Source organism: Stutzerimonas sp. Brlt_14, assembly GCF_051948915.1.
In the GTDB taxonomy this organism is placed as follows: Bacteria; Pseudomonadota; Gammaproteobacteria; order Pseudomonadales; family Pseudomonadaceae; genus Stutzerimonas; species Stutzerimonas stutzeri.
This window is the reverse complement of record NZ_JAYJLM010000006.1, coordinates 189,027-207,873: the sequence shown is the minus strand read 5'-3', so window position 1 is coordinate 207,873 and position 18,847 is coordinate 189,027. Positions and strand designations below refer to the sequence as shown.

The window sequence follows — 18,847 nt, the reverse complement described above, 5'->3', positions numbered from 1 at the left end:
AGGTAGTGCTTTGAACGGGATGACTACAAAAAACTGGTAGGACCAGTTGGTGCGGGCATGGACGGCTCGCGGCCATCGGCGCTAAAGATGCGTCATTCCACCGCAGCTGCCCGCGCTGGCGGTGACTCACGAAAGCGGAACCTGCCATGAACATTCTCTACGACGAACGCGTCGATGGTGCGTTGCCCAAGGTCGACAAGGCCGCCCTGCTGGCCGAGCTGCAGGCGCAGTTGCCCGATCTGGACATCCTCCACCGCAGCGAGGACCTCAAGCCCTACGAGTGCGACGGGCTTTCCGCCTACCGCACCACGCCGCTGCTGGTGGTGCTGCCCGAGCGCATCGAGCAGGTCGAGACGCTGCTCAAACTGTGTCACCAGCGCGGCGTTCCGGTAGTCGCTCGCGGCGCCGGTACCGGGTTGTCCGGCGGTGCGCTGCCGCTGGAGCAGGGCATCCTGCTGGTGATGGCGCGCTTCAACAAGATTCTCGAAGTGGACCCGGCCGGCCGCTTCGCCCGCGTCCAGCCCGGTGTGCGCAACCTGGCGATCTCCCAGGCCGCGGCCCCCTATGAGCTGTACTACGCGCCGGACCCCTCGTCGCAGATCGCCTGTTCGATTGGCGGCAACGTCGCCGAGAACGCCGGCGGCGTGCACTGTCTGAAGTACGGCCTGACCGTGCACAACCTGCTCAAGGTGGACATCCTCACCGTCGAGGGCGAGCGCATGACGCTCGGTTCCGACGCACTGGATTCGCCGGGCTTCGACCTGCTGGCGCTGTTCACCGGCTCCGAGGGCATGCTCGGTATCGTCACCGAGGTGACGGTCAAGCTGCTGCCCAAGCCGCAGGTGGCCAAGGTGCTGCTCGCTGCCTTCGACTCGGTGGAGAAGGCCGGTCGTGCGGTCGGCGACATCATCGCCGCCGGCATCATCCCCGGCGGCCTGGAGATGATGGACAACCTGTCGATCCGCGCCGCCGAGGACTTCATCCACGCCGGCTACCCGGTGGATGCCGAGGCGATCCTGCTCTGCGAGCTGGATGGCGTGGAAGCCGACGTGCACGACGACTGCGCGCGCGTCAGCGAAGTGCTCAAGCTGGCCGGCGCCACCGAAGTGCGCCTGGCCAAGGACGAAGCCGAGCGCGTTCGCTTCTGGGCCGGGCGCAAGAATGCCTTCCCGGCGGTTGGACGTATCTCGCCGGATTACTACTGCATGGACGGCACCATCCCGCGCCGCGAGCTGCCGGGCGTGCTCAAGGGCATTTCCGATCTGTCCGAGCAGTTCGGCCTGCGCGTGGCCAACGTGTTCCACGCCGGTGACGGCAACATGCACCCGCTGATCCTATTCGATGCCAACCAGCCCGGTGAGCTGGAACGCGCCGAAGACCTGGGCGGCAAGATCCTCGAACTCTGCGTGAAGGTGGGCGGCAGCATCACCGGCGAACACGGCGTCGGCCGCGAGAAAATCAATCAGATGTGCTCGCAGTTCAACGCCGACGAGCTGACGCTGTTCCATGCGGTCAAGGCGGCCTTCGATCCGAGCGGCCTGCTCAACCCCGGCAAGAACATCCCGACCCTGCATCGCTGCGCCGAATTCGGCCGCATGCACATCCACAACGGCCAGCTGCCTTTCCCCGAACTGGAGCGTTTCTGATGTCCGTAATCGCCAACGACGCCAGCGCGCTGTTGCTGGACCAGGTCAACCAGGCGCTCGCCGCCAAGACCCCGCTGCGCATCCAGGGCAGCGGCAGCAAGGCCTTCCTCGGCCGCGCGGCCGAGGGCCAGCTGCTCGACGTGCGCGAGCACCGCGGCATCGTCAGCTACGATCCCACCGAGCTGGTAGTGACAGCGCGTGCCGGTACGCCGCTCGCCGAACTCGAGGCCACGCTGGACGAGGCCGGGCAAATGTTGCCTTGCGAGCCGCCGCACTTTGGCGAAGGCGCCACCGTCGGCGGCATGATCGCCGCCGGGCTGTCCGGGCCGCGTCGCCCGTGGAGCGGTTCGGTGCGCGATTTCGTGCTCGGCTCGCGGGTCATCACCGGCCAGGGCAAGCACCTGCGTTTCGGCGGCGAGGTGATGAAGAACGTCGCCGGTTACGACCTGTCGCGCCTGATGGCCGGCAGCTTCGGCTGCCTCGGCGTGCTCACCGAAATCTCGCTCAAGGTACTGCCCAAGCCACGCCTGTGCACCAGCCTGCGTCTGGAAATCGATCTCGAACGTGCGCTGCTCAAGCTCGCCGAATGGGGCCAGCAGCCGGTACCGATCAGCGCCGCCAGCCATGACGGCAAGGCCCTTTACCTGCGCCTGGAAGGTGGCGAAGGGTCGGTCAATGCCGCGCGCGAACGCATCGGCGGCGAGGATCTCGACCCTGGCTACTGGAACGAGCTGCGCGAGCAGCGCCTGGCGTTCTTCGCCGACCCGCGCCCGCTGTGGCGCCTGTCGCTGCCGAACAACACGCCAGCCGTGGCGTTGCCGGGCGACCAGCTGGTGGACTGGGCCGGTGCCCAGCGCTGGCTGAAGTCCGACGCCGATGCGGTGACCATCCGCGGCATCGCCATCGAGGTCGGCGGCCACGCCACCTGCTTTACCGCAGGCGCCACGAGCAATCCGTTCCAGCCGCTGTCGGCGCCGCTGTTGCGCTATCACCGCCAGCTCAAGGCCGCGCTGGATCCGCAGGGGATCTTCAACCCCGGCCGCATGTATTCCGAGGTCTGACGACGTATGCAAACGAATCTGAGCGAAGCCGCGAAAAAACTGCCGCGCGCCGAGGAAGCCGAAAGCATCCTGCGCTCCTGCGTGCACTGTGGCTTCTGCAACGCCACCTGCCCGACCTACCAGCTGCTGGGCGACGAGTTGGACGGCCCGCGCGGGCGGATCTACCTGATGAAGCAGATGCTCGAGGGCGGTGAGGTGACCGAGAGCACCCAGCTGCACCTGGACCGCTGCCTGACCTGCCGCAACTGCGAGACCACCTGCCCGTCCGGGGTGAAGTACCACAACCTGCTGGACATCGGCCGCGACTTCATCGAGCAGCAGGTGCAGCGCCCGTTGGGCGAGCGCGTCGTGCGCGGCGGCCTGCGCACGGTGATTCCGCGACCGGGCCTGTTCAAGGCACTGCTGGGTGCCGGCAATGCGCTCAAGCCGTTGATGCCGGCCTCGCTGAAGGATCACCTGCCGCGCGAGATTCGCCCGGCCAAACCGCGCCCGCAGGTCATGCACCAGCGTCGCGTGCTGATGCTCGAAGGCTGCGTGCAGCCGAGCCTGTCGCCGAACACCAACGCCGCCGCTGCACGGGTGCTCGACCGCCTGGGCATCAGCGTCAGCCCGGCGCGTGAGGCCGGCTGTTGCGGTGCGGTGGACTACCACCTCAACGCCCAGGAGGCCGGTCTGGACCGCGCGCGGCGCAATATCGACGCCTGGTGGCCGGCCATCGAGGCCGGTGCCGAAGCCATCGTGCAGACGGCCAGCGGCTGCGGCGCCTTCGTCAAGGAATACGGCCATCTGCTCAAGGACGACCCGGCCTACGCGGCCAAGGCCGCCCGTGTCAGCGAGCTGGCCAAGGACCTGGTCGAAGTGCTGCGCAGCGCCGAACTGGAAAAGCTCGACGTGCGTGCCGACAAGCGCATGGCCTTTCACTGCCCGTGCACCCTGCAGCACGCACAGAAGCTCGGCGGCGCGGTCGAAGACGTGCTCACCCGTCTGGGCTACCAGCTCACTGCGGTGCCCGATGCGCACCTGTGCTGCGGCTCGGCCGGCAGCTATTCGATCACCCAGCCGGAGATTTCCCACCAGCTGCGCGACAACAAGCTCAACGCGCTGGAGAGCGGCAAGCCGGAAGTGATCGTCACCGCCAACATCGGTTGCCAGACCCACCTCGATGGCGCCGGCCGCACGCCGGTCAAGCACTGGATCGAAGTGGTCGAGGAATCGATGCAGTAGCAATGCCTCATGGTTCGGCCGCCCAGACAGGGCGGCCAACGAACAACCGAAATACGAAGACAGGAGAATCGAGATGAAAAGCAAAGCCGTACTGAGCCAGACCGAAGTCGCCACCATCCTCGCCGCCGCCCGTGCCGAAGCGCAGGCCAACGGCTGGGCCGTGACCATCGTCGTCGCCGACGACGGCGGCCATCCGCTGGCGCTGGAGCGTCTGGACGGCTGCGCGCCGATCGCCTCCTACATCGCCACCGAGAAGGCCCGCAGCTCGGCCCTCGGCCGCCGCGAAACCAAGGGCTATGAAGACATGGTCAACAACGGCCGCACTGCCTTCCTCTCCGCGCCGGTGGTCTGCTCGCTGGAGGGTGGCGTGCCGGTGGTGGTCGACGGCCACGTCATCGGTTCGGTCGGCGTATCCGGCGTGACCGCCGCGCAGGACGCCCAGATCGCCAAGGCCGGCGTCGCCGCCCTGGCCAACTGAACAGACAAGGAGAACGACAGATGACCGAGCGTGTAACCCTGGGCCGCCTGCAGGTCGCGGCCAATCTGCAGCGATTCATCGAAGACGAAGTCCTGCCGGGCACCGGTATCGAAGCCGCCGCCTTCTGGCAGGGGCTGGACACCCTGGTCCACGACCTGGCGCCGAAGAACCGTGAGCTGCTCGCCGAGCGCGACCGCATGCAGGTCGAACTGGACGGCTGGCACAAGGCCAACCCGGGCCCGATCAAGGACATGGCGGCCTACCGCGCCTTCCTCGAGTCCATCGGCTACCTGCTGCCGGTGCCGGGTGAGGTGAAGATCGAGACGGCCAACGTCGACAGCGAGATCGCCACCCAGGCCGGGCCGCAGCTGGTGGTGCCGATCATGAATGCGCGCTATGCGTTGAACGCCGCCAATGCCCGCTGGGGCTCGCTGTACGATGCGCTTTACGGCACCGACGCCATCTCCGAAGAGGGCGGTGCGCAGAAGGGCCCGGGCTACAACGAAGTCCGTGGCGCCAAGGTCATCGCCTATGCGCGCACCTTCCTCGATCAGGCCGCGCCGCTGTCCGAAGGCAGCCACGCCGACGCCACCGCCTATCGCGTGCAGGACGGCCAGCTGAAGGTCACCCTGGAGAACGGCAGTGTCACCGGCCTCGAGCAGCCAGAGAAGTTCGTCGGCTTCCAGGGCGAAGCGGTCGAGCCGAAGGCCGTGCTGCTGAAGAACAACGGCCTGCACATCGAGATCCAGATCGACCCGAACAGCCCGATCGGCCAGACCGATGCCGCCGGCGTGAAGGACCTGCTGATCGAGTCCGCGGTTTCCACCATTCTCGACTGCGAAGATTCGGTCGCCGCGGTGGATGCCGACGACAAGGTGCTGGCCTACCGCAACTGGCTGGGCATCGTGCAGGGCACCCTCAGCGAGGAAGTGGCCAAGGGCAGCTCGAGCTTCGTCCGCCGCCTGAATCCGGACCGCGAATACAGCGCGCCCAACGGCGGCGAGCTGAAGCTGCACGGCCGCTCGCTGCTGTTCATCCGCAACGTCGGTCACCTGATGACCAATCCGGCGATCCTGCTGGAAGACGGCCGCGAGATCCCGGAAGGCATCATGGACGGCGTGTTCACCAGCCTGATCGCCAAGCATGACCTCAAGCGCAAGGGCAACTCGCGCACCGGCAGCGTCTACATCGTCAAGCCGAAGATGCACGGGCCGAAGGAAGTCGCCTTCGCCGACGAATTGTTCGGTCGCGTCGAGGACCTCATCGGTGTGCCGCGCTACACCCTGAAGATGGGCATCATGGACGAGGAACGCCGTACCAGCGCCAACCTCAAGGCCTGCATCGCCGCGGCCAAGCACCGCGTGGCGTTCATCAACACGGGCTTCCTCGACCGTACCGGCGACGAGATGCACACCTGCATGGAAGCCGGACCGGTGCTGCGCAAGGGCGACATGAAATCCACCCCGTGGATCCAGTCCTACGAGCGCAACAACGTACTGGTCGGCCTGGCCTGCGGCCTGCGCGGCAAGGCGCAGATCGGCAAGGGCATGTGGGCCATGCCGGACCTGATGGCGGCCATGCTCGAGCAGAAGATCGGCCATCCGAAGTCCGGCGCCAACACCGCCTGGGTGCCGTCGCCCACCGGCGCCACCCTGCATGCGCTGCATTACCACCAGGTGAACGTGCAGGCCGTGCAGAGCGAGCTGGAAAAGGTCGACCTGGCCGCCGAGCGCGAGCAGCTGCTCAACGATCTGCTGACCATCCCGGTGGTCGCCGAAGACAAGTGGAGCGCGGAGGAGAAGCAGCAGGAGCTGGACAACAACTGCCAGGGCATCCTCGGCTACGTGGTGCGCTGGGTCGAGCAGGGCGTCGGTTGCTCCAAGGTGCCGGACATCCACAACGTCGGCCTGATGGAGGACCGCGCCACCCTGCGCATCTCCAGTCAGCACATCGCCAACTGGCTGCACCACGGCGTGGTCAGCCGCGAGCAGGTGCAGGAAACCCTGGAGCGCATGGCCAAGGTGGTCGACCAGCAGAATGCCGGCGATCCGCTCTATCGCGCCATGTCCAGCGACTACACTCAGTCGATCGCCTTCCAGGCGGCGTCCGATCTGGTGTTCAAGGGCCGCGAGCAGCCGTCCGGTTATACCGAGCCGCTGCTGCACCAGTGGCGCCAGCGCTTCAAGGCCGCCCAGGGCTGATGAACAGGGGGAACCGCGTGCGGCCGGAGGTTCGGCCCCCGCGGTGAGGACAGGAGCCCCAGGCGTCCAACGGCGCCCGGGGCTTTCGAGCATGAGCGGCACGGCTTCGGCCGGGCCGTCGGGAAGCGCACCGCGTGGCTGCGCTTCATGCGAAGCACCGGGCACGCCCGGACACAATAGAAGTGGTTCACAACAAAAAACGCAGGGACCCAACAAATGAGTCAAACACTACTGTCCATCCTGGCCTTCGTGCCGCTGGTGCTGGCGGGTGTGCTGCTGATCGGCTTTCGCTGGCCGGCCAAGTACGCCATGCCGCTGGTTTTCGTCCTCACTGCGCTGATCGGCCTGCTGGCCTGGGACATGACCCTCAACCGGGTCATCGCCTCGACCTTCCAGGGCCTGATCCTCACCGCGGCGATCCTCTGGATCATCTTCGGTGCGATCCTGCTGCTCAACACGCTGAAACATTCCGGGGGGATCAGTTCGATTCGGCGTGGCTTCTCCAACATCAGCCCTGACCGTCGTGTCCAGGTGCTGATCGTCGCCTGGCTGTTCGGCTGCTTCATCGAGGGGGCCTCGGGCTTCGGTACGCCAGCGGCGGTGGCGGCACCGCTGATGGTAGCGCTGGGCTTCCCGGCGTTGGCGGCGGTGGTGATGGGGATGATGGTGCAGTCCACGCCGGTGTCCTTCGGTGCGGTGGGCACGCCGATTCTGGTGGGTGTCGGTGCCGGTCTGGACAAGACCGGCATCAGCGAGCAGCTGGCGGCGGTGGGCAGTAACTGGGAGGTGTTCTTCCACCTGATCTTCTCGCGCGTCGCGATCATTCATGCGCTGTGCGGGATCCTCATGCCGCTGATCATGGTCAGCATCATGACCCGCTACTTCGGCCGCAACAAATCCTGGACCGAAGGTCTGGCAATCGCACCGTTCGCGGTGTTCACCGGCCTGGCCTTCGTCATTCCGTATGCCGCTGCCGGTGTGTTCCTCGGGCCGGAATTCCCGTCGATGATCGGTGCGCTGGTCGGTCTGGCCATCGTCGTGCCCGCGGCCAAGGCCGGTTTCCTGCTGCCGAAGGACAGCTGGGATTTTGCCCCAGCGAGCGAGTGGCCATCCGAGTGGATGGGCAAGATCGAGATGAAGATCGAGGACGTCGCCGGCAAGACGCCGATTTCCGTGCCGATGGCCTGGGCGCCGTACCTGATCCTGGCCGGCTTGCTGGTGGCCTCGCGGGTGTTCCCGGACTTCAAGGCCTTGCTGATGTCGCTGTCGTTCGGCTGGAAGGACATTCTCGGTGAGACCGGCGTCTCCGGCACGCTGGAGCCGCTGTACCTGCCCGGTGGCATTCTCTGCATCGTGGTGCTGATCACCTTCTTCCTGCATCGCATGAGCGCGCGGGAACTGGGCGCGGCGATCTCCGAGTCGAGCAAGACCCTGCTCGGCGCGGGCTTCGTGCTGATCTTCACCATCCCGATGGTGCGCATCCTGATCAACTCGGGCGTGAACGGCTCCGACCTGGTGTCCATGCCGGTGGCCATGGCGCAGCTGGTGGCCAACAGCGTGGGTGATGTCTATCCGTTCTTCGCGCCGGCGGTCGGTGCGCTGGGCGCCTTCATCGCCGGTTCCAACACCGTGTCCAACCTGATGCTGTCGCAGTTCCAGTTCAACACCGCGGGCCTGCTGGGGCTGTCCGGTGCGCTGATGGTGGCGCTGCAGTCGGTCGGTGCGGCGGCGGGCAACATGATCGCCATCCACAACGTGGTGGCGGCCTCGGCCACCGTCGGCCTGCTCGGTCGCGAAGGGATCACCCTGCGCAAGACCATGCTGCCAACCCTGTACTACCTCATCCTGGCCGGCACCATCGGCCTGATCGGGTTCTACGTGATGGGCATCAGCGATCCGCTGGTGGGTGCCGCAGGCTAAGCCAGGCGGTAGTTTGACGGGCGGCCCAGGCCGCCCGTTTTCATTTGCGCAGTTGGTGCGGCGCGCCGTTCTGGTATAGCGTGCGTCGCAGTCGACGGATCATCGAGGTTACCCATGAAGAAATGGCAATGTGTGGTGTGCGGCTATATCTATGACGAAGCGCTGGGCGCGCCGGAAGAGGGCATCGCCCCCGGCACGGCCTGGGAAGATGTGCCGGAAGACTGGGTTTGCCCCGATTGCGGCGTCGGCAAGCTGGACTTCGAGATGATCGCCATCGGCTGATTCCGTTTCGCCAACCTACCCCATGAGGACCTGACGTGAGCGCACCCGTAGTCATCATCGGCACCGGCCTGGCCGGTTACAACCTGGCGCGGGAGTTCCGCAAGCTGGACCCGCAGACGCCGCTGTTGCTGATCACCGCCGACGACGGTCGTTCCTATTCCAAACCACTGCTGTCCACCGGTTTTGCCGCCAACAAGGACGCCGACAGCCTGGGTATGGCCACCGCCGGAGCCATGGCCGAGCAGCTGAACGCGGAGATTCGCACGCACACCCGCGTCACCCGTCTGGACCCGGCGCACCGCCGTGTCTGGATCGGCAACGAGCCGGTGCCATACCGGGATCTGGTGCTGGCCTGGGGCGCGCAGACGATCCGTGTGCCGGTGGAGGGCGATGCGGCGGATGCGGTCTATCCGATCAACGACCTGCACGACTATGGACGCTTCCGTGCCGCTGCCGCCGGCAAACGCCGCGTGCTGATCCTCGGCGCCGGGTTGATCGGCTGCGAGTTCGCCAACGACCTGCTGCAGGGCGGCCACGAGGTGGATCTGGTCGCCCCCAGCGAGCAGGTCATGCCTGGCCTGCTGCCGCTGCAGGCCGCCGAGGCGGTGAAGCGCGGCCTGGAGGGCATCGGCGCGCGCTTTCATCTCGGGGCCACGCTGGAGCGCCTGCAGCGCAGCACCGACGGTTTGCAGGCGACCCTGTCCGACGGCTCGCAGCGGGCCTGCGATCTGGTGGTCAGTGCCGTCGGCCTGCGCCCACGTACCGAGCTGGCCGCCGAGGCGGGGCTCGAGGTCAAGCGTGGCATCGTCGTCGATCGCCTGCTCAAGACCTCGGCGGAACACGTCTATGCCCTGGGCGATTGCGCCGAAGTCGAAGGGCTCAGCCTGCTCTACGTGATGCCGCTGATGGCTGGGGCACGGGCCTTGGCTAAAACGCTGTTTGGCAATCCGACCTTTGTCAGTTATGGCCCCATGCCGGTAACCGTGAAGACCCCGGCCTGTCCGGTAGTGGTCTCGATGCCCGCCGTGGGCAGTGCCGGCAGCTGGTCCGTCGAGGCCCGGGGCAACGACGTCAAGGCGCTCTATCTCGGGGCTTGCGGGGAGTTGCTCGGCTACGCGTTGACCGGCGCGGCGGTGCAGGAGCGACTGGCGCTGAACAAGCAGTTGCCACCGGTATTGGCGGAACTACCGCAAATTCTGTCGCTAAAGTCCCCCAACTGAGCTTGCAGGGCGTCCGCGGGGACTGGCGCAGGTGCTAGCGCCGTGCCATTCTCCATGGGTCTGCCCCAGCCTAGAGCTGTTGCAGCGCCTTTAGCGCTGTTCTTGTGAACAGTACGGACACAACAACAAAAACGTCTCAGAGGCTCCCAATGCGTAAACCGGAACTCGCCGCAGCCATTGCCGAGAAGGCTGATCTGTCCAAGGACCAGGCCAATCGCGTACTCAACGCCGTGCTGGATGAAATCACCAATGCGCTGAACCGCAAGGACAGCGTCACCCTGGTCGGTTTCGGCACCTTCGTTCAGCGCCACCGTGGCGCCCGCACCGGGAAAAACCCGCAGACCGGGCAACCGGTCACCATCAAGGCCAGCAATACCGTCGCGTTCAAACCGGGCAAGATGCTCAAAGACGCCGTCAACTGACGCTGCGCCGACCCGGAGCCGATCGGCTCCGGGTAAACCTGACCGACTGGTCTTCCCCGGACCCGTTCGTACCCGTCCTTCCCCCCGCCGACCAAGCCACTACAATGCGGCCTTCCTCTCGTACCGGTCGGGACAACACGTCATGAAATTCCGCTTTCTGCTTTGGATGCTGGGCCGCCTGATGGCCAAGGCCAGCCGCACCAACCCCGAGTTCCAGCAGCAGCTGGGCGACAAGGACCTGAGCTTCCAGCTGCACACCCTGGATGGCAAGGTCGCCCGGCACTTCGTGGTGAAGGACCAGCGCGTCACCAGCAAGCGCGGCCCGGCGAGCGAGCCGGCGTTCTCCCTGGGGTTCAAGGATGCCGCCTATGGCTTCGCCACCATGACGGCGAAGAACAAGCAGCTGGCGTTCATGCAGGGGATTCAGAACAAGGACATCCAGATCCAGGGGAACCCGGCGCTGGTGATGTGGTTCCAGGGGCTGACCAAATACCTGAAGCCGAAAAAGAAGAAGTAGTGTCGCCCTGAGCCCGCGATTCGGCGCGCTCATTTCTGGATGTCCGGCACCCGGCTCGTCAGACCCAAGCCTGCAGGTCACTTGTGGTGGAAAACGCTGCGCGGCTTCCACCCTGCCGCCTTCCCGGTGCCAGATTCCTACACCTTCCTACGCCCCCTCCCGCCAGACCTTCGCCTCATCCTTCAGCCAGTCCCGAAACGCCACCAGCCCCGCCGACTCCACCTTGCGCTCCGGAATCATCAGGTAGTACGCCCGCGTCTCGCTGCGATAGGCGTGGGGATGCGCCAGCACCAGCCGCCCCTCGGCCAGTTCCCGCTGGATCAGGAACGGCGGAATCAGCGCTACCCCCATGCCGTGCTCGGCCGCCTGCGCCAGCATGGAGAACAGCTCCAGCCGCGGGCCGGTCATGTCGCGGGCGACTTTCAGCCCCAGCGAATCGAACCACTGCCGCCAGGCATAGGGTCGGGTGGTCTGCTGCAGCAACGGCAGTTCGGCCAGGGCTTGGGTCGTGAACGGCTGACCGTCGCGCAGCAGGGCGGGGCTGCAGACTGGCTGCAGGTCCTCGGGCATCAGGTAGTGCGCCTCGGTACCGGACCAGTCGGCATCGCCGAAGTAGATGGCAGCATCGAACTCGGTATCGGCAAAGAGAAAGGGCCGGGTGCGGTTGGTCAGGTTCACCGTGATTTCCGGATGCAGCGCCTGGAAATGCCTGAGGCGCGGCACCAGCCACTGGGTGCCGAAGGTCGGCACCACGGCCAGCTCCAGGCTCATGGCGCCCTGCTGGCCCATCACCGACAGCGTGTCGCGCTCCACCGCATCCAGCTGCGCTGCGATGCGGCGGGCGTAGGACTGGCCGGCGGCGGTGAGCTTCACGCCGCGCCGCGAACGGCGGAACAGCGCCAGGCCGAGGAATTCCTCCAGCCCGCCGATCTGCCGGCAGATGGCGCTCTGGGTCAGTGCCAGCTCGTCGGCCGCGCGGGTGAAGCTCTCATGGCGGGCAGCGGCCTCGAAGGCGATCAGCGCGGTGGTGCTGGGAATCTTGCGGCGCATTATGCAAAGACCTCACGGGATAAGCCTGACAATGGACCCTCAGCTTATCTCGGAGTGAGCGAAACGCACAGTTTGGTGCGAAATCCTCGTTTGCGACGCACCGTTGCGGCGCCTAGGATCAGCTCATCCCGCCCCGCGCCCGCGGTGCCGAAGACAACAAGAGGAGCCTCCCGAATGGCCGGCAAAGCAAGCTTCAACTGGATCGACCCGCTGCTGCTCGACCAGCAGCTGACCGAGGAAGAACGCATGGTGCAGGCCAGCGCCGCGCAGTTCGCCGCCGACAAGCTGGCGCCGAGGGTGCTGGAAGCCTTCCGCCATGAGCGCACCGATCCGGCGATCTTTCGCGAGATGGGCGAGACCGGCCTGCTCGGCGCGACCATTCCCGAAGCCTACGGCGGCAGCGGGCTGAACTACGTGTGCTACGGCCTGATCGCCCGCGAGGTCGAGCGCATCGATTCGGGCTACCGCTCGATGATGAGCGTGCAGTCCTCGCTGGTGATGGTGCCGATCTTCGAGTTCGGCAACGAGGCGACCAGGCAGAAGTACCTGCCCAAGCTGGCCAGCGGCGAATACATCGGCTGCTTCGGCCTCACCGAGCCGAACCACGGCTCCGACCCTGGCTCGATGGTCACCCGGGCGAAAAAGGTCGACGGCGGCTATCGCCTGTCCGGCAGCAAGATGTGGATCACCAACAGCCCGATCGCCGATGTCTTCGTGGTCTGGGCCAAGGATGACGCTGGCGAGATTCGCGGCTTCGTGCTGGAAAAGGGCTGGGAAGGGTTGTCCGCCCCGACGATTCACGGAAAAGTCGGCCTGCGCGCCTCGATCACCGGCGAGATCGTCATGGACAACGTGTTCTGCCCGGAAGAGAACGCCTTCCCCGACGTGCGCGGGCTGAAGGGCCCGTTCACCTGCCTGAACAGTGCCCGCTACGGCATCAGCTGGGGCGCACTGGGCGCCGCCGAGTTCTGCTGGCACACCGCGCGCCAGTACGTGCTCGACCGCCAGCAGTTCGGCCGGCCGCTGGCGGCCAACCAGCTGATCCAGAAGAAGCTGGCCGACATGCAGACCGAGATCACCCTGGCCCTGCAGGGTTGCCTGCGCCTCGGCCGCATGAAGGACGAGGGCACCGCCGCGGTGGAAATCACCTCGATCATGAAGCGCAACAGCTGCGGCAAGGCGCTCGACGTGGCGCGCATGGCGCGCGACATGATGGGCGGCAATGGCATCAGCGACGAGTTCGGCGTGGCCCGGCACCTGGTCAACCTGGAGGTGGTGAACACCTACGAGGGTACCCACGATGTGCATGCACTGATCCTCGGCCGCGCGCAGACAGGCATTCAGGCGTTCTTCTGAAACTGCACCCCTCTCCCAGAAGGAGAGGGTGCTTGCTCCGTCCAATAGCCTTCGAGGTTCCGTCCATGCCCGGCGCCCTGTCCCATATCCGTGTTCTCGACCTGTCGCGCGTGCTCGCCGGGCCCTGGTGCGGGCAGATCCTCGGTGATCTCGGCGCCGAGGTGATCAAGGTCGAGCGCCCTGGCACGGGCGACGATACCCGCCATTGGGGCCCGCCCTATCTCAAGGACCAGCACGGTGAGAACACCTCGGAGGCCGCCTATTACCTGACCGCCAACCGCAACAAGCAGTCGCTGACCGTCGACTTCACCCGGCCCGAGGGCCAGCGCGTCATCCGCGAGCTGGTGGCGCAGTGCGATGTGCTGCTGGAGAACTTCAAGGTCGGCGGGCTGGCCGCCTACGGGCTGGATTACGAAAGCCTGAAGGCGATCAATCCCCGGCTGATCTATTGCTCGATCACCGGTTTCGGCCAGGACGGCCCCTACGCCACACGTGCCGGCTACGACTTCATGATCCAGGGACTCGGCGGGCTGATGAGCCTGACCGGCCGCAGCGATGCGGAGGAGGGCGCCGGGCCAGTGAAGGTCGGCGTGGCGCTGACCGATATCCTCACCGGTCTGTACGCCACCGTTGGCGTGCTCGCTGCGCTGGCACATCGCGAACGCAGCGGCGAGGGCCAGCATATCGACACGGCGCTGCTCGACGTGCAGGTCGCCTGCCTCGGCAACCAGGCGCTCAACTACCTCACCACCGGCGTGGCGCCCAGGCGCATGGGCAATGCCCATCCGAACATCGTGCCCTATCAGGATTTCCCCACTGCCGACGGCGACATCATCCTCACCGTCGGCAACGACGGTCAGTTTCGCAAGTTCTGCGAGGTGGCCGGGCGTCCCGAGTGGGCGGCTGATGCCCGCTTCGCCACCAATCGCGCGCGCGTTGCCCATCGCGCCGAACTGATTCCGCTGATCCGCCAGGTCACGGTGTTCCGCACCACGGCCGAATGGGTCAGTGCGCTGGAGCAGGCCGGCGTGCCCTGCGGGCCGATCAACGACCTGGCGCAGGTGTTCGCGGACCCACAGGTGCAGCATCGCGGGCTGAGCGTGGAGATGCCGCATCCGCTGGCCGGCCGTGTGCCGCAGGTGGCCAGCCCGCTGCGGCTGTCCGCTTCGCCAGTGGCGTACCGCAACCCGCCGCCGCTGCTCGGCGAGCACAGCGAGGCGCTGTTGCAGCGCCTGCTGGGCATGAACGACGAGCAGATCGCCGGCCTACGCGCGGCCGGAGTGGTCTAGCCTGGGGGCTATCTAGCTCAGAAGCCTTCCAGCACGATCTTGCCCTTGGCCTTGCCGCTTTCCAGCAGGGCATGGGCGCGGCGCAGGTTGGCCGCATTGATGGTGCCGAAGTGCTCGCCGAGGGTGGTGCGCAGCACGCCCAGATCGACCAGCTGGCTGACGCGCTGCAGCAGGTGGTGCTGCTCGATCATGTCCGGCGTCTCGAACAGTGAGCGGGTGAACATCAGCTCCCAGTGCAGCGACAGACTCTTGCGCTTGAGCTTCATCACGTCCAGCGGCTGGGCCGGATCGTCGATCAGCGCCAGGCGGCCCTGGGGCGTCAGTGCCTCGACCAGCTGGTCGAAATGCTGATCGGTCTGGGTCAGGCTGGCGACATGGCTGACGCTGGCGAAACCGGCGCGCTGCAGCTCGGCGTGCAGCGGCTGGCTATGGTCGATGACATGATGGGCGCCGAGTTCGCGGGCCCAGGCCTGGGTTTCCGGGCGCGAGGCGGTGGCGATCACGCTGACCTTCGTGAGCTGACGGGCCAGCTGCAGCATGATCGAGCCGACGCCGCCGGCGGCACCGACGATCAGCAACTGCTGCCCGGCGCCCTGGCCTTCCACCAGTTGCAGGCGTTCGAACAGCAGCTCCCAGGCGGTGATGGCAGTCAGCGGCAGTGCGGCGGCCTCGGCAAAGCTCAGGCTCCGCGGCTTGCGCCCGACGATGCGCTCGTCCACCAGATGGCGTTCGCTGTTGCCGCCGGCGCGGGCGATGGAGCCGGCGTAGAACACCTCGTCGCCGACCTTGAACAGGCTGACTTCGCTGCCCACCCCGACGACCACACCGGCGACGTCCCAGCCCAGCACCTTCGGCTGACCGCCCTCGGGCTGCGTGTTGCGGCGTACTTTGGTATCCACCGGGTTGACCGAAATGGCGCGCACCTCCACCAGCAGATCGCGCGGGCCGGGTACCGGCTCGGGCAGTTCCACGTCCTGCAGTGCGCGGGGATCGTCGATGGCGAGGGATTCGAAGTAGGCGACCGCTTTCATGCTGTTGCTCCGTATGGATTCGGGTGGGAGGGAATGCTCAGCTATTTGACTCGGCGGAAAAACGGGGTGATAAGCGAGGCTCTTTCAACAGGATTTTGAAAATGCTGCGTATCGACGACCTCCAGCTGTTCGTCCGCACCGCCGACAGCGGTAGCCTTTCCGCGGCCGCGCGCGGGCTCGACGTGTCGCCGGCGGTGGCCAGTGCGGCCTTGAAGCGCCTGGAGGCGAGCCTGGGGGCGCGACTGTTCGTGCGCTCCACCCGCAGCCTGCGCCTGACTGCCGAGGGTGAGGCGTATCTGCTGCATGCCCGGGCGGCACTGGCCAGCCTGCACGAGGGCGCCCAGACCCTCGCTGGCGGGCGCGAGGCGATCCGCGGCGTGCTGCAGCTGTCGGCACCATCGGACTTCGGTCGCAACGTCCTGCTGCCCTGGCTCGACGAATTCCAGGCGCGCCACCCGCAGTTGCAGCTGCGCCTGCTGCTGGGCGACGGGTTGACCGACCTGTTCCGGCAGCCGGTGGACCTGGTCCTGCGTTACGGTGAGCCGCAGGATTCCAGCCTGGTGGCGCTGCCGGTGGCGGCTGGCAATCGCCGGGTGCTGTGCGCTTCGCCGGCCTACCTGCAGCGCCATGGCGCGCCGCAGCGGCTGGACGAACTGGCCGGGCACAACTGCCTGCGCTTCATGCTCGCCGGACGCGTGCACGACCGCTGGTGCTTTCAGGAAGGGCGCCGCGCGCGCACCGTGCAGGTCAGTGGCGACCGCGTCAGCGATGATGCCGATGTGGTGCGACGCTGGGCCCTGGCCGGCCTCGGGCTGGCCTACAAGTCCTGGCTGGACATCGCCGATGACGTGACGGCCGGTCGCCTGCGGGTGCTGTTGCCGGAGTGCCTCGGCGAAGCGGCGCCACTGGGCCTGCTCTGCGCCCACCGGGCTCAGCTGAGCAAGCCGGTACGGCTGCTCCACGAGCATCTGCAGGCACGTTGTGCAGCCCTGCTGACGCGGGCACCGTGGGCGCAGCGTGCGGCGGAGGGAGTTTCATCGTCGGCCTGAACTCTTATGGCCCTTGGCTATTCTTATCTGCGTACTGGTTAACAGAATGGACAAGCGCATCATGCAGACGCAGCGTTTTCGAAACACCTGGCAACTGGCGGTTGTGGTCCTCATGTCCGGGCTGCTGGCCGGCTGCGGCATCAACAACATTCCGCGTTACGACGAGCAGGTGAAATCTGCCTGGTCGCAGGTAGAGAACCAGTACCAGCGGCGCGCCGACCTGATTCCCAACCTGGTCGAAACGGTCAAGGGCTTCGCGCGCCAGGAGCAGGAAACCCTCACCGCGGTGGTCGAGGCGCGGGCCCGGGCGACCTCGATCCAGGTCGATGCCAATACCCTCGACGATCCGCAGAAGCTGCAACAGTTCCAGCAGGCACAGAACCAGCTGACCGGCGCCCTCAGCCGGCTGATGGCGGTCTCCGAGCGCTACCCGGAGCTCAAATCCAACCAGAACTTCCTTGCCCTGCAATCGCAGCTCGAAGGCACCGAGAACCGCATCGCGGTGGCCCGGCGTGACTTCATCGCAGCGGTGGAGCGCTACAACACCGAGATCCGCACCTTTCCCGGCCGCATCTGGCACAAGCTGATGTACAGCGACATGCCGATCCGCGAAAACTTCGAGGCGACGGCCGAGAACGCCGAGCAGGCGCCGCAAGTGCAGTTTCAATGACGCGCCGGTTTCCGCTGCTGCTGGCCCTGCTGCTCTGGGCCGGCAGCCTGTTCGCGCAGCAGGCCGAGCTGCCGGCGCTGACCGGTCGCGTGGTCGATCGCGCCGAATTGCTCGATACCCAGGCCGAGGCGCGCCTGACCAGCATGCTGGCGGCCCACGAGCAGGCTACCGGCGAGCAGGTGGTGGTGGTCACCGTACCGGACCTGGGCGGGCGCAGCATCGAGGAATTCGGCCTGGAGCTGGGTCGCACCTGGGGTATCGGGCAGGAGGGCGAGGACAACGGCGCACTGCTGATCGTCGCCCGTGACGACCGCAAGATCCGCATCGAGGTCGGCTACGGGCTGGAGGATCGCCTGACCGACGCGCAGTCTTCGGTGATCATCAACCGGGTCATCGCGCCGGCCTTCCAGCGCGGCGACTTCACGGCCGGCATCACCGAAGGCACGCAGGCGATCATCACCGTGCTCGGTGGCGATCCGCTGCCGGCGGAGCTGCGGCCGGTCATGCCGATGGGCCAGCAGGAACCCGGTGGCTTCGGCGTGCTGGCGTTCTTCCTGATGCTGGTGGCGATCTTCGTGCTCGGCGGTGGCCGTGGCGGTCGCGGCGGTGGACGTCGCGCCCTGCTACTCGGCGCGCTGCTCGGTGGCATGGGGCGCGGAGGTGGCTTTGGCGGTGGCGGTTTCGGCGGCGGAGGCTTCGGTGGAGGCGGTGGTGGCTTCGGTGGCGGCGGCGCTTCCGGTGGCTGGTAAACGGACGATGGACGAACGATGACCTTACTCAGCGAAAGCGAACTGCGGCAGGTGGCCGAGGCGATCGAGCGCGTAGAGCGCAGCACCGACGCCGAACTGGTGACGGTGCTCGCCGCGCAGGCCGACGACTACCACTACATCCCACTGCTCTGGGCCAGCCTGATCGCGCTGCTGCTGCCTGGTGCATTACTGTTCTTCAGCGGCTGGCTGAGCGCCTGGCAGCTGCTGCTGGTGCAATGGGCGACCTTCATCGTGCTGGCGCTGCTGTTCAGGCTGCCCGGGGTGACCAGCCGACTGATTCCGCGTTCGGTGCGCTGCTGGCGCGCCTGCAATCTGGCGCGGCGGCAGTTCATCGAACTCAATCTGCACCACACCGAGGCCGATACCGGCGTGCTGATCTTCGTCTCCGAAGCCGAACGCTATGTGGAAATCCTGGTGGATCGCGGTATCTCAAGTCGCATCGACAACGCCGCCTGGGAATCCATCGTCGGCTGCTTCACCGAGCGGGTGAAGCAGGGACAGGTGCTCGAAGGTTTCCTCGGCTGCATCGAAGCCAGCGGTGCATTGCTGGCGCAGCATGTACCCAAGACCCACGAGCGCAACGAACTGCCCAACCGCCTGGTGCTGCTGCCTTAGGTCACGCAACGGGGGAGGCGTGCATTGCCTCTCCCCCTCACTCCCT

General features: G+C 66.5%; 18 protein-coding genes. 16 read left to right on the top strand and 2 right to left on the bottom strand.

Going from position 1 to position 18,847, the window contains the following annotated elements:
* The first annotated feature begins 146 nt into the window (after positions 1-146).
* The 10 genes from glcD to VF716_RS16110 all read left to right on the top strand — a co-directional run bounded on the left by glcD (position 147) and on the right by VF716_RS16110 (position 10,971).
* Positions 147-1,646 carry a glycolate oxidase subunit GlcD gene (gene glcD / locus VF716_RS16155; RefSeq protein WP_015278497.1) on the top strand — a complete coding sequence of 500 codons (1,500 nt, stop codon included), beginning with the start codon at positions 147-149 and terminating at the stop codon, positions 1,644-1,646.
* The gene (gene glcE / locus VF716_RS16150) at positions 1,646-2,707 is read left to right on the top strand and encodes a glycolate oxidase subunit GlcE (protein ID WP_125886313.1); all 1,062 of its coding nucleotides are present in this window, start codon (positions 1,646-1,648) and stop codon (positions 2,705-2,707) included. The genes glcD and glcE overlap by 1 nt, the downstream gene beginning before the upstream one ends.
* Positions 2,708-2,713: 6 nt before the next feature.
* A complete protein-coding gene (gene glcF / locus VF716_RS16145) occupies positions 2,714-3,931 on the top strand; it encodes a glycolate oxidase subunit GlcF (RefSeq protein ID WP_013981567.1) in 1,218 nt (405 codons plus the stop codon).
* Positions 3,932-4,004: 73 nt separating this feature from the next.
* Complete coding sequence (locus tag VF716_RS16140; protein ID WP_011911670.1) at positions 4,005-4,409, top strand: heme-binding protein; 405 nt, start codon at positions 4,005-4,007, stop codon at positions 4,407-4,409.
* 20 nt (positions 4,410-4,429) lie between these two features.
* A complete protein-coding gene (locus VF716_RS16135) occupies positions 4,430-6,610 on the top strand; it encodes a malate synthase G (RefSeq protein WP_125865563.1) in 2,181 nt (726 codons plus the stop codon).
* Positions 6,611-6,826: 216 nt separating this feature from the next.
* Complete coding sequence (locus VF716_RS16130; protein ID WP_014595644.1) at positions 6,827-8,530, top strand: L-lactate permease; 1,704 nt, start codon at positions 6,827-6,829, stop codon at positions 8,528-8,530.
* A 114-nt stretch (positions 8,531-8,644) separates the two neighbouring features.
* On the top strand, positions 8,645-8,812 hold the full coding sequence (gene rd / locus VF716_RS16125; RefSeq protein ID WP_011911673.1) for a rubredoxin: 168 nt from the start codon (positions 8,645-8,647) through the stop codon (positions 8,810-8,812).
* Between the two features lie 35 nt (positions 8,813-8,847).
* Positions 8,848-10,032 (top strand): NAD(P)/FAD-dependent oxidoreductase, encoded by a 1,185-nt coding sequence (locus VF716_RS16120; protein ID WP_019407572.1) that lies wholly within the window; start codon positions 8,848-8,850, stop codon positions 10,030-10,032.
* Positions 10,033-10,181: 149 nt separating this feature from the next.
* Positions 10,182-10,454 (top strand): HU family DNA-binding protein, encoded by a 273-nt coding sequence (locus tag VF716_RS16115; RefSeq protein WP_003283322.1) that lies wholly within the window; start codon positions 10,182-10,184, stop codon positions 10,452-10,454.
* A 142-nt stretch (positions 10,455-10,596) separates the two neighbouring features.
* Positions 10,597-10,971: an SCP2 sterol-binding domain-containing protein gene (locus VF716_RS16110; protein WP_011911676.1), complete on the top strand. Its 375-nt coding sequence runs from the start codon at positions 10,597-10,599 to the stop codon at positions 10,969-10,971.
* A 147-nt stretch (positions 10,972-11,118) separates the two neighbouring features.
* Here the strand turns inward: VF716_RS16110 and VF716_RS16105 are convergent, their stop codons facing one another.
* On the bottom strand, positions 11,119-12,021 hold the full coding sequence (locus VF716_RS16105; protein ID WP_125871500.1) for a LysR family transcriptional regulator: 903 nt from the start codon (positions 12,019-12,021) through the stop codon (positions 11,119-11,121).
* Positions 12,022-12,195: 174 nt separating this feature from the next.
* On the opposite strand from VF716_RS16105, the gene VF716_RS16100 reads away from it, so the two are divergent.
* Entirely contained in the window at positions 12,196-13,377 is a 1,182-nt protein-coding gene (locus VF716_RS16100; RefSeq protein WP_013981573.1) for an acyl-CoA dehydrogenase, read from the top strand.
* Positions 13,378-13,442: 65 nt separating this feature from the next.
* On the top strand, positions 13,443-14,666 hold the full coding sequence (locus tag VF716_RS16095; RefSeq protein WP_125871562.1) for a CaiB/BaiF CoA transferase family protein: 1,224 nt from the start codon (positions 13,443-13,445) through the stop codon (positions 14,664-14,666).
* 17 nt (positions 14,667-14,683) lie between these two features.
* Here the strand turns inward: VF716_RS16095 and VF716_RS16090 are convergent, their stop codons facing one another.
* The gene (locus VF716_RS16090) at positions 14,684-15,697 is read right to left on the bottom strand and encodes a zinc-binding alcohol dehydrogenase family protein (RefSeq protein WP_045633266.1); all 1,014 of its coding nucleotides are present in this window, start codon (positions 15,695-15,697) and stop codon (positions 14,684-14,686) included.
* Positions 15,698-15,798: 101 nt separating this feature from the next.
* Here VF716_RS16090 and VF716_RS16085 point away from each other — a divergent pair, with 101 nt between their 5' ends.
* Genes VF716_RS16085 through VF716_RS16070 form a run of 4 tightly spaced genes read left to right on the top strand, consistent with a single transcriptional unit; the run spans position 15,799 to position 18,801 of the window.
* Positions 15,799-16,746, top strand: coding sequence for a LysR family transcriptional regulator (locus VF716_RS16085; RefSeq protein ID WP_125871499.1), 948 nt, complete (start codon positions 15,799-15,801; stop codon positions 16,744-16,746).
* Between the two features lie 46 nt (positions 16,747-16,792).
* Positions 16,793-17,416: a LemA family protein gene (locus VF716_RS16080; RefSeq protein ID WP_185745885.1), complete on the top strand. Its 624-nt coding sequence runs from the start codon at positions 16,793-16,795 to the stop codon at positions 17,414-17,416.
* Positions 17,413-18,165 carry a TPM domain-containing protein gene (locus VF716_RS16075; RefSeq protein ID WP_013981578.1) on the top strand — a complete coding sequence of 251 codons (753 nt, stop codon included), beginning with the start codon at positions 17,413-17,415 and terminating at the stop codon, positions 18,163-18,165. Before VF716_RS16080 ends, VF716_RS16075 begins: the two co-directional genes overlap by 4 nt.
* 18 nt (positions 18,166-18,183) lie before the next feature.
* Positions 18,184-18,801, top strand: coding sequence for a TPM domain-containing protein (locus VF716_RS16070; RefSeq protein WP_011911684.1), 618 nt, complete (start codon positions 18,184-18,186; stop codon positions 18,799-18,801).
* Positions 18,802-18,847: the final 46 nt, after the last annotated feature.